The following is a 10752-nucleotide window of genomic DNA, read 5'->3' on the forward strand; positions in this document are numbered from 1 at the left end:
GGTTAATTCAACCAATGCCGTAGTACATCCAGCCACATGCCCAATGCTATAATGGCCAGCAAGATCCGATTCCATTGATTGAAACGCTGTTGAGAGATTTTTCCCATCAACCACCGACCAATAAAGGTGCCCAGGATAGTGGCTGTACACAAGATCAACAAGAGCCATTGGTACTGCCCAAAATCAAAACCTACGGAAAACAAAAACACCCCAGTTTTGACGATCTGCGTCAAGGCCTGACATATCGATTTGGTAGCGATCAACTCTTCCTTGGCAATGTTGTTTAGTACAAAAAAGGAAGCAATAAAGGGCCCGGTAACGGCTACAATCATCCCTAAAAAACTAGACAGAAAACCTAGTACAACAAACATCCAGGGCCGCGTAGCGGGCATTTTGCCTTCAGGAATAAAAATGCTGATCAGGATAAAAGCACCCACCAAAAACTCCAACAGGATTGGGTCAAAATAGTTGAACAACAAACCGCCCAGCCAAGCACCAGGCAGGAGTAAAATGGAAAAATAGCCTACAACCCTCCATTTGATGAAACGCCAAAATGCCGTAAAGCGAGCCAAATTACCCACCACTTGAACGGCACTGTGCAAGGGAATGGCTTGTTTGGCATCTAGTCCCCAACTCAGCATCGCAAAGACGAGGGTACCTCCCGCTAAGCCAAATATGGCAGATACAATCGATGCAAGGACTACCCCTAGCGCCAAAATAATGTAAATTCCTGGACCCAATTTCTCTAATTATACTGTGGCTTAGGTGCTTCTTTAGTGTCTTAGGTTTCTTAGGTGGTGAAATTATACCTTGCTTCGCAAGGCCTTTTCTTTTTTCACCACCTAAGAAACCTAAGACACTAAAGAAGCACCTAAGTATTTGCATCGAAGATGCTTATTTACCTTAAACCAACTCTAGCCCCAAGCCAGGATCTTCGATCAATTGGCTCGGGCTGTATTTGTTGTGGTACAGCTCCACATATTTTTGATGCCCCAGAATCAACTCCTGGTTCATCTGAATGCCCAAGGCAACGAACAAGTCGTAATGCTGTTGGAAATGCTTCAACAGCACATCCGGCTTTACGTCTTTTTGTAAAGATTTGCGATGAGCCCGCCCCAATTGGGTAGCAACGGAATACGCAATGTCTACTTGTTCAAACTCATTGAGCGCATCCTTGATTTTGGCACTGCGATGGGGAATCTGACGCCCCCAGTATTCTTGCCCTTTGTAGGTCGTATAACCTAAGCCTTGCTCCACCAGGGGGGCATACAATTGTGAAGCCTTGATCATGCGCAAACCATGATGTTTGAAGGGGTTGTAATAGTGCTCCGTGTCAGGATCCTCATAGACGGTTTTGAGTTCCAGCAGGATTTTATCCTTGGTCTGGTTCTTTTTTGGCCGCAAAACCACCAAAACCCGCTTGTTGCCAAAGGTGCCTTTGGCTTTGCCTGCCTCTTCTATCTCGTATTCCTTGAGCAAATTTTCCTCTTTACGGCTTTTGAGGTAGCCTTCCAGTATTTTGATCAAGACCTTGTTGTCGACACTCAAGGGAGTTTTACGCATTTCTTTGGCCCATTTGACTTCTGCATCCAGGTAATCACGAGTGGAGTTGTACCAGACGTCAAAATTGGCTCTATCGGTGGATTTAGACGCTTCCTTGTAAGGAGTCTTATGTAATTCAAAGCCCCGAATGTAACCCTCTCGAAAATATTCCAATACCGTGGCGTTCAAAAAGGGCGCACCAGTGTCGGCACGTTTAAGGGAAAGAGAGCACAAAAAACGGGTAATATCCCATGCGTAAGCGCCAATCCTTGAACGGTCGAAATCGGCCATACCTGCACCCTGGTCAGTAATCAGGTAGTTTTCGGTATGGGGGTTCCCGTGGATGAACACCTTGGGAATTTTTTCGTGTGGAATCAGGGTCGTAAAATGGGCTTGCATGCGCATGCACATGTGGCGGAAGTAAAAAAATAAACCCTTGTCTGGATGCAAATAGCTGCGGATCAATTTGTCCTGATCAAACTCAGGCGTTTTAAGGTATATCTTCATTGCACAAAATCCGGGTGTTAAAAGATGAGTACGCTATCCCGAATCACAAAGATACGATTTTACATTTAATTTACAAAAAATTAACCTTGAATTAACATTGAACCAGCCTCTGCTAAAGATGAATATTTTAAAGATTCAAAAAGGTTTTGGCTTTCTCCAAATCTTCAGGCGTGTCTACCCCCACGATAGCCTGGTCTGTCAATTCTACATAGATGGATTTGCCATGGTACAACCATCGCAGTTGCTCCAAAGCTTCCAACTTTTCTAATTCCGCCAAGGGAAGTGGTGCGATTTCCAATAAAGTGGAACGCAGATAACCATACAGCCCAATGTGTCGATAATGGGCTCCCTGGGCCAACCATTCTTCTTGGGGAAAATTACGCAGATAGGGAATGGTGCTTCGACTAAAGCACAGCGCCAGTTTTTGAGCATTAAATACCACTTTGACCACATTAGGGTTGAACAATTCTGCTTCATCACGGATGGGCATGGCCAACGTAGCAATTTGCGCCAGACCCCGCCGCAGCGGATTGGCTACTTTTTCAATTTGCTCATAGTCTAAAAAGGGTTCATCTCCTTGGACGTTGAGTACTACTTCACAATCGGGAAAAGAAAGGGCTACTTCGGCACAACGGTCGGTACCGCTTTGGTGGGTTTCACTGGTCATGTGTACCTTTCCTCCAAATGCCAGTACGTGATCAAAAATCCGTTGATCATCAGTTGCTACTACCACTTCATCCAATGCAGGGGCAGCCATTACTCTTTCGTACACACGCTGGATGAGCGACTTGCCGTTGAGATCTGCCAGGGGTTTACCCGGGAAGCGGGTTGACGCATATCGAGCCGGGATAATACCAAGAGTTTTCATACCTTTGCAAGGGTTTAAAAGCCTGTAAAAATGGTAATTTATTAAACTCCAAACATACTGAAAACTATGTGGAAAATCTTATTGCTCTTGTTGCCCGGCTACCTTTTTGCAACCGGGGATAGCCTGCGTTATTTGACCCCGAGAGATACCATTGTCTTGAGCATCAGTGGCAGTGAAGAAAAAATATTTGAACATAAGATTGTCAAAGGACAAACAATTTTTTCGCTGGCGAAGTTCTACGGACTAAAGATGGATGACCTGCGTCACCTCAATCCAAGCCTAAATTTTGACGTGGTGAACCCCAATCAAAGCATCAAAGTCGTGATCCCCAACCGGGCGATCATCCGCTATCGGGAGCCAAAATTCAACCCCCGGATTTACACTCCAGTGTATTACCGCGTAAAAAAAGGGGACAACCTCTTCCGCCTGAGCAAGGTTTATTTTCGCATGCCTGAAGACACGATTAAGGCCCGAGCAAAACTAAAGCAAGGGACCTTACAGCCCGGTCAACTGATCCACATTGGCTGGGTGAGCCCACAGGCAATCCCGGCGGAATGGCAATCCCGACCAGCTTTACCTCCCTCGTTAAAAAAAGTAGCGGATCTCAAAAAAACATTTGATGCGTACGCTGTAGATAAGAAGAAAAAAACCACGGCCCAGCAGGGCATTGCGGTATGGCAAAAAGAAGCACCCGCAGCCCGGAATTATTACGCCTTGCACGACAAAGCTGGCAAAGGTTCTATCATCGAACTACACAACCCAGTGACCAAAAGAACCGTTTATGCAGAAGTGTTGGGTAAAATTCCCGCCACTGCCTATTCTACCAACGTTGTGGCAATCCTTTCACCCAATACTGCAAAGCTATTGGGTGCCAAGGATTCGAACTTTTTTGTAAAAATTAAATACTACAAATAAAGGTATGGACTTCCACCAAAACATCCTTTCCACCATCGGCAATACGCCCATGGTTCAACTGCACAAAGTTGTGGCGGAACTGCCCGCCCTGGTATTGATGAAAGTAGAAACCTTCAACCCCGGACATTCCATCAAAGACCGCATGGCCCTAAAAATGGTACTCGACGCAGAGGCGAGTGGAGATTTGAAGCCAGGTGGAACCATCATTGAATGTACCTCCGGCAATACCGGGATGGGGCTCGCCATTGCAGCGGCAGTCAAAGGCTACAAGTGTATTTTCACCACCACGGATAAACAATCCAAGGAAAAAATGGATTTGTTGCGGGCCCTGGGCGCCGAGGTCATCGTATGCCCCACCAATGTAGAATCGGATGATCCTCGTTCGTACTACTCGGTAGCGTCACGGTTGAGCAAGGAAATTCCCAATAGCTACTGGTGCAACCAGTACGACAATCTCTCCAACCGCCAGGCACATTACGAAAGTACAGGGCCCGAAATTTGGAAACAAACCGATGGCCTGATCACCCACATGATCACTGGTGTAGGTACAGGTGGAACCATTTCTGGCACCGGTCGCTATTTGAAGGAGCAAAACCCTAATGTTAAAATTTGGGGCATCGATACTTACGGTTCGGTATTAAAAAAATACCACGAAACCCGCGTGTTTGATGAAAAGGAAATTTATCCCTACATCACCGAAGGGATAGGGGAGGACATCATTCCCAAAAACATCGATTTTGACATCATCGACCACCTGGAAAAGGTAACGGATAAGGATGGAGCCCTGATGGCGCGTCGTCTGGCTCGGGAAGAAGGCATCATGTTGGGGTATTCAGCGGGCTCAGCGATAGCTGGTTTGTTGCAACTAAAAGACCAACTTACAGCCGATGACATCGTGGTAGTGGTCATTCACGACCACGGAAGCCGCTACGTAGGCAAAATTTACAACGACGACTGGATGCGGGAACGGGGCTTTTTGGATACCGAACTTCGGGTGAAAGACATCATCACCCGCAAACAGGAAAAGTCTTTTTACACCGTCCGTCAGAACGATACGGTACGTTTTGCTTTTGATTTGATGAAGAGCCACGACATCTCGCAGTTGCCTGTTGTGGATGGGGAAGCCATCGTTGGTTCTCTTTCCGAAAGCGCGGTGCTCAACTTTTTGCTGGAAAATCCCTTGCGCAATGGTGATCGCCCCGTAGCTGATATCATGGCGGAACCGCTGCCTGTGGTGGATGAATACCTGCCTTTCAGTCAATTGAGGAATTACATCAGCAAGCAGATTCCTGCGGTTTTGGCACGGGATAAGGCGGGGATTTACCACATCATTACGCAGTACGATATGATCCAGACGGTTTGATGAAACACCTCTAATCTTAGAAGCAACCCACATGAATTGCCTCCAGCTTTAGCTGGTGGATAGTTGGTAAGCTCTTTCAATGGGCTTTAGCCCAAGTATTCAACATGGCACCTGGGGCTAAACCCCAAACAAGAGCGCCCACGTCAACCACCAGCTAAAGCTGGAGGCAATTCATGTGGGTTGTATCCGAAGGTTAAAATTGTACTAAAAGAAAAAATTAATATTAAAGAGCTGATGGTTAATTTTTTACGAGATTTTTTTGTACTTCAACCGAATCGCATTGCCAATCACCACCACATCCGAGAAGGCCATAAACAGTGCGCCCCACATCGGATTCAGGTAGCCCATTGCGGCCATGGGTATGGCAACGATGTTGTAGGCAAAAGCCCAATACAAACTTTGTTTGATGGTCAGTACCGTATGCGCGCTGATGGCGAGCGCCTGCGGCAAACGTTCCAAACTGCCATTGAGCAGCACAATTTGTGCGGACTGGATGGCTGCCTGGGAGCCATTGCTTAAAGAAATACCTATCGTTGCCTTGGCCAGGGCTGGCGCATCGTTGATGCCATCGCCTACCATAGCGGTTGGTGCTTCCTGGCTCAATTGGGCAATCCGTTCCAGTTTTTGGCTGGGAACTTGCTCCGCAAAAAAGTGCTCAATGCCCAATGCCTGTGCCACTACTTCCGTTTTATGGGTCTTATCCCCACTCAAAATATAGGGCCGAATGTTTTTGGATTTGAGGTAGTCGATGCAAGCTTTGGCCTCGGGTTTGATTTGGTCACTGAGGCTGAGTGTGGCCAGTTGTTCGCCGTTTTTGCGCAGCACCAGGTGGCCTTGCCCATTTTCGGATGCCCCCAAACTGTAAGTATTGCCTGTGTCATCATAGCCCAACATGCCTTTGCCTTTTTCTTCCTCCACCCGATTCAGGGAAATGGGGCCAAATCTCTGTCCATTGAAGATGATTTTACCCTCTAGTTCATTCACCAGTGATTTGGCAATGGGGTGCGAGGAATGGGACTCCAGGTCATAAATGAGGTTTTGCACTTCGGCAGGCTCTACTCCAGGGGCATAGTCAATACTTTCGATGGTAAACTGCCCAGTAGTCAGGGTTCCGGTTTTGTCAAAAACGATGTTGCGGATTTTGGCAAAAATCTCCAGGGTTTTGCCGCCTTTAACCAGGATACCATTGCGTGCCAGACGACCTACTCCAACCATAACAGCGGTTGGTGTGGCCAAGCCCATGGCACAAGGACAAGAAATGACCAGCACTGCGATGGCGTTCATCAGCGCATTTTTGAACGCGATGTCGAACAAAAAATAGCTGAGTACAAAAGTCAGGGCTGAAATGCCCAGTACCGCGGGTACAAAAATGGCACTGATTTTATCCGCCAGCCGTTGGATGTCCGGTTTGTCCTGCTGGGCAGTTTTGACCAGTTCGATCATTTGCCCCAGCACCGATTTTTTACCCACCGCTCCTACGGTCAATTGGAAATTGCCACTTAGGACCAAAGCGCCACCGATAACCTGATCACCCCAGGTTTTGTTGATCGGCAAACTTTCACCCGTCAGCATGGATTCGTCGATACTGGCTTGGCCCATAAAAATCTCACCATCCGCAGGCACCTTATCACCTTCGTTGACTTGTAAAATGTAACCGGGCTGAATTTCCGGGTAATGGATGCTGATGATGGTGCCCGAAGGCATGATCCGACGGGCGTGTTCTACCTGCAATTTACTCAGCTCGGAAATGGCGGTAGTGGTTTGGGCTACGGCGCGTTTTTCGATCCAATTGCCCAATAAAACCAGGGTAAAAATGGTGGCACAGGTTTCGTAAAAAATGTATTGCGCTTCACCACTGAGGGTGCCCACAAGGCTGTAAACAAAGGCAGCTGTGCCACCAATAAAAATGAGCACATCCATATTGGGCATCCCATTGAGCACCGAGTTCCAGGCGCTTTTGCCAAAATGCCAGGCCCCTAAAATGAATACAGGCAAACAAATAAAAAACTGCAACCAGGCATTGTGCATCAACGACCAATGGATACCTGCCGACATGAGCAAGTGCCCAACCAGCAGTGGCGTTGTAAAAATTGCACCAATGAGCAATTTGCGCTCCAGGGTCCAAAATTCAGGCTTTTGTTCCGGTTCCACTACCGTATAGCCGAGTTTGCGGATACCTCCTTTGGCCTCGTCTACACTGAAATCTTCGTCGACCAGGCGAAAACGTACTTCTTTGGTTTGGAAATTGACGTAGACGTCTTCCAAACCCTTACGCTCCAAGTAGCGGGTTATGCCTGCGGCGCAGTTGGCGCAGTCCATTCCATCTACGGTCAGCTCGACTAGTTTTTTCATTTTTCGATCAATTGTGTAGAGACGCACGGCTGTGCGTCTCTATGATTTTGTTGCATCAGTTTAGACGCACAACCGTGCGTCTCTACACAATTTGGGCGCATGGTCAGACGCACAGCCGTGCGTCTCTACAACGCCGCGTTGTAACGTTTTTCAACTTCGGCCCAATTCAGTACATTCCAAAAGGCCTTGATGTAATCGGCGCGTTTGTTTTGGTACTTGAGGTAATAGGCGTGTTCCCACACGTCCAAACCCAGAATGGGGGCTCCCGCTTGTTTCTTAACAATTTTAGTCATCAGGGGGTTGTCCTGGTTAGGGGTAGAGCTGATGAAAAGTTCACCCTTGCTGTTTACACTTAGCCATGCCCAGCCAGAACCAAAACGTCCGGTTGCCTCCGTGGCAAAGGTTTCTTTGAATTTGTCAAAACTACCAAATTTGGCCTCAATGGCTTTGGCTACGTTGCCAGTGGGTGCGCCACCCCCTTGAGGAGAAAGCAAAGACCAAAACAAGGTATGGTTGAAATGACCGCCGCCATTGTTGCGGATGGCGGGTTGTTTGCTGGTTACCGTACTCAACACTTGCTCGATGCCCATGGTCGCGAAAGCAGTACCAGTTACAGCTTTGTTGAGGTTGGTGACGTAGCCATTGTGGTGGCGATCGTGGTGGATCTCCATGGTCATTTTGTCGATATGGGGTTCCAGTGCATCATTCGCAAATGGGAGTGGTGCCAGGGTAAATGGCCCAGTTTGTTCTTCACCAGGTAAATCCAGGTCGTTTTCTAATGCGGATTCAGCCCAAAGGTTGCGAGGCTTGAGCAAGGAGGCGGCAGCTACAAACAAACCGGTACGCAGGAAATTTCGCTTATTCATTGGTTTCTTTTTTGGATAAAACAGTCTCCAACGGAGTGGAGTTCGATTTGGGGTTAAATATAAAGCGCTTCCAGATTTTATTAGATTTTTAAAGTATTGTGCGCTAAAATTTCACTGTAGTTTCTTTTTTAAGCGATTAATTTTACAAAATCAAAAAGAATCATTATTATTAGGAATCAAAATTGGATTAGGCCAAATTTAATCCAATATTTTCCTAATCAAATTCTCTCTGCCATGCTTTCAGTAAGTCGTCTGCTAAACAATAAGAAAAATGACTCGGTTTGGAGCGTCACTCCCAACCATATGGTGATTGACGCCCTCAACCTCATGTCTGAAAAAGGCATTGGGGCCGTATTGGTGATGGATGGAGATCACCTGGCTGGGATTTTTTCTGAAAGAGACTATGCACGCAAGGGTATCATCGCCGGGCGAAAAGCCAAGAGCACCCCGGTGACTGAGGTGATGACGCCCAATGTGTTTACCGTATCGTCCGATATGGACATTGAGGATTGTATGAACTTATTTTCTGAAAAGCGCATTCGTCACCTCCCGGTGATGGACAATCAGCAAGTGATTGGCATGCTGAGCATTGGCGACATCGTAAGCGCCATCATGCAAGCGCAAGATCAACAAATCAAATACCTGGAAGCCTACATCACTGGCCAATGATTGCAAGTGCCTAAGCTTTCCTCATCATTCGCCTCAAGTGCCTTAATTGTGCATTTGGGGCTTAGTGCTTGTTTCATTCATCTATCAATCCTCAACACCTACACCTATGGCCACACTCCTGATTATTGTTTTTGTTGTTGGTTATGCGTTGATTGCCCTGGAACATCCATTGAAGCTGGATAAGGCAGCTTCGGCAATGTTGACTGGCGTTTGTTGCTGGCTAGTTCTAGCCTATGGCTACGACTCCATGCCAGCGGGTGCAGAGGCTACTGGAAATGTAAGCGAAATTTTGGATGATTCCCTGTTTGAACACCTCGGAGAAATAGCTGGAATCCTCTTTTTTCTCCTGGGTGCGATGACCATCGTCGAACTTGTGGATGCGCACGATGGCTTCCGGGTCATCACCGACCGCATCACGACTACGGATCGCATTAAGTTGTTGTGGATCATTTCCTGGGTTTCTTTTTTCTTGTCGGCGGGCTTAGACAACATGACTACATCCATCATCATGTGCGCCTTGATTCGGCGGCTGGTGAAAAAACAGGAAAACGTTTGGTTGTTGGGTGGTTTTGTGATCATTGCTGCCAATGCCGGGGGGGCCTGGTCCCCGATTGGAGACGTTACGACCATCATGTTGTGGATTGGGGGACAAGTATCGACGGTGAATATCATGCAGTCTTTGATTATTCCTTCGGTGATTAGTTTATTGGTACCACTGTTGGTCGCCAGCTTTTTCCTGCGTGGGAAACTGGAAACTAAGGACACGTCGCAAGAAAACATGAATATTAGCCGGGTTTTATCTCCCTGGGAAAAACAATTGATGTTTGTGCTGGGGGGCGTAGCATTGCTTTGGGTGCCAGTATTTAAATATTTTACCCATTTCCCGCCTTACATGGGCATCTTAATGTCGGTCGGGGTGCTTTGGTATGTGACCGAGTTTTTACACCGGGGTAAAGAAGAAGAAGTCCAACGGGAGTTCTCGGTGGGAGCCATGTTGCGGCGCATTGATACGACCAGCATCTTATTTTTCTTGGGGATATTACTGGCGGTAGGGGCTTTGGATACTTCCGGGCACCTGGAGTTGGCAGCCAATTTTCTCAATGAATCCATTGGAAACATTTACCTGATCAATACGGTCATAGGTTTACTTTCGGCTATTGTGGACAACGTACCGCTTGTAGCAGCGGCAATGGGTATGTACGACCTGACGACCTATGGCATCGATCACCCATTTTGGGAATCCCTGGCTTATTGTGCAGGCACGGGCGGGAGCATTCTGATTATTGGTTCAGCCGCAGGGGTAGCCTCAATGGGTATCCTGAAGATCGACTTCTTGTGGTACATGCGCAATATTTCTCTTTACGCGCTGATTGGGTATTTGAGCGGGATTGGAGTTTATTATTTGTTGAGCCAGTGAAAAGTGAAAAGTGAAAAGTGAAAAGTGAAAAGTGAAAAGTGAAAAGTGAAAAGTGAAAAGTGAAAAGTGAAAAGTGAAAAGTGAAAAGTGAAAAGTGAAAAGTGAAAAGTGAAAAAAATACACTCCCCTTTTCATTCCAAATTTTTAAGCAAAAAAAATGTATAAAGCAGTTGAAAGGCTGCTGGTATACAGCTTTTCACTTTTCACTTTTCACTTTATTCCCCTCCTTCCACCAACTGCCTGCCCGCTTGAG

The 10752-nt window shown here is 46.9% G+C and carries 9 protein-coding genes; 4 read left to right on the forward strand and 5 right to left on the reverse strand.

The features are described from left to right. Nucleotides 1-2: 2 nt before the first annotated feature. The 3 genes from ACEW9O_RS06380 to kdsB all read right to left on the reverse strand — a co-directional run bounded on the left by ACEW9O_RS06380 (nt 3) and on the right by kdsB (nt 2917). The gene (locus ACEW9O_RS06380) at nt 3-740 is read right to left on the reverse strand and encodes a sulfite exporter TauE/SafE family protein (RefSeq protein WP_373549305.1); all 738 of its coding nucleotides are present in this window, start codon (nt 738-740) and stop codon (nt 3-5) included. A gap of 163 nt (nt 741-903) precedes the next feature. After that, nucleotides 904-2049, reverse strand: coding sequence for a DUF2252 family protein (locus ACEW9O_RS06385; RefSeq protein WP_373549306.1), 1146 nt, complete (start codon nt 2047-2049; stop codon nt 904-906). Between the two features lie 127 nt (nt 2050-2176). Continuing rightward, entirely contained in the window at nt 2177-2917 is a 741-nt protein-coding gene (gene kdsB, locus ACEW9O_RS06390) for a 3-deoxy-manno-octulosonate cytidylyltransferase (RefSeq protein ID WP_373549307.1), read from the reverse strand. Between the two features lie 66 nt (nt 2918-2983). Between kdsB and ACEW9O_RS06395 the strand changes: the two genes are divergently transcribed. Together ACEW9O_RS06395 and ACEW9O_RS06400 are read left to right on the forward strand one after the other, a co-directional pair. Next, the gene (locus ACEW9O_RS06395; protein ID WP_373549308.1) at nt 2984-3832 is read left to right on the forward strand and encodes a LysM peptidoglycan-binding domain-containing protein; all 849 of its coding nucleotides are present in this window, start codon (nt 2984-2986) and stop codon (nt 3830-3832) included. A 4-nt stretch (nt 3833-3836) separates the two neighbouring features. Beyond that, nucleotides 3837-5195: a pyridoxal-phosphate dependent enzyme gene (locus ACEW9O_RS06400; RefSeq protein WP_373549309.1), complete on the forward strand. Its 1359-nt coding sequence runs from the start codon at nt 3837-3839 to the stop codon at nt 5193-5195. A 246-nt stretch (nt 5196-5441) separates the two neighbouring features. Here the strand turns inward: ACEW9O_RS06400 and ACEW9O_RS06405 are convergent, their stop codons facing one another. Continuing rightward, a complete protein-coding gene (locus ACEW9O_RS06405) occupies nt 5442-7547 on the reverse strand; it encodes a heavy metal translocating P-type ATPase (RefSeq protein ID WP_373549310.1) in 2106 nt (701 codons plus the stop codon). 125 nt (nt 7548-7672) lie between these two features. Further along, nucleotides 7673-8413, reverse strand: a complete 741-nt coding sequence (locus ACEW9O_RS06410) for a superoxide dismutase (RefSeq protein WP_373549311.1) — start codon at nt 8411-8413, stop codon at nt 7673-7675. Nucleotides 8414-8647: 234 nt separating this feature from the next. Here ACEW9O_RS06410 and ACEW9O_RS06415 point away from each other — a divergent pair, with 234 nt between their 5' ends. Both ACEW9O_RS06415 and nhaD read left to right on the forward strand, forming a co-directional pair. Next, on the forward strand, nt 8648-9082 hold the full coding sequence (locus ACEW9O_RS06415; RefSeq protein ID WP_373549312.1) for a CBS domain-containing protein: 435 nt from the start codon (nt 8648-8650) through the stop codon (nt 9080-9082). Nucleotides 9083-9188: 106 nt separating this feature from the next. Then, nucleotides 9189-10499 carry a sodium:proton antiporter NhaD gene (nhaD, locus tag ACEW9O_RS06420; RefSeq protein WP_373549313.1) on the forward strand — a complete coding sequence of 437 codons (1311 nt, stop codon included), beginning with the start codon at nt 9189-9191 and terminating at the stop codon, nt 10497-10499. The last annotated feature ends 253 nt before the right edge of the window (nt 10500-10752 follow it).

Source organism: Haliscomenobacter sp., assembly GCF_041740695.1.
In the GTDB taxonomy this organism is placed as follows: domain Bacteria; phylum Bacteroidota; class Bacteroidia; order Chitinophagales; family Saprospiraceae; genus Haliscomenobacter.

Bases quoted from the DNA above. Each gene is read 5' to 3' on its own strand.
- ACEW9O_RS06385 (WP_373549306.1), bottom strand. From the start codon at position 2,049: ATGAAGATATACCTTAAAACGCCTGAGTTTGATCAGGACAAATTGATC.
- kdsB (WP_373549307.1), bottom strand. From the start codon at position 2,917: ATGAAAACTCTTGGTATTATCCCGGCTCGATATGCGTCAACCCGCTTC.
- ACEW9O_RS06395 (WP_373549308.1), top strand. From the start codon at position 2,984: ATGTGGAAAATCTTATTGCTCTTGTTGCCCGGCTACCTTTTTGCAACC.
- ACEW9O_RS06400 (WP_373549309.1), top strand. From the start codon at position 3,837: ATGGACTTCCACCAAAACATCCTTTCCACCATCGGCAATACGCCCATG.
- ACEW9O_RS06405 (WP_373549310.1), bottom strand. From the start codon at position 7,547: ATGAAAAAACTAGTCGAGCTGACCGTAGATGGAATGGACTGCGCCAAC.
- ACEW9O_RS06410 (WP_373549311.1), bottom strand. From the start codon at position 8,413: ATGAATAAGCGAAATTTCCTGCGTACCGGTTTGTTTGTAGCTGCCGCC.
- ACEW9O_RS06415 (WP_373549312.1), top strand. From the start codon at position 8,648: ATGCTTTCAGTAAGTCGTCTGCTAAACAATAAGAAAAATGACTCGGTT.
- nhaD (WP_373549313.1), top strand. From the start codon at position 9,189: ATGGCCACACTCCTGATTATTGTTTTTGTTGTTGGTTATGCGTTGATT.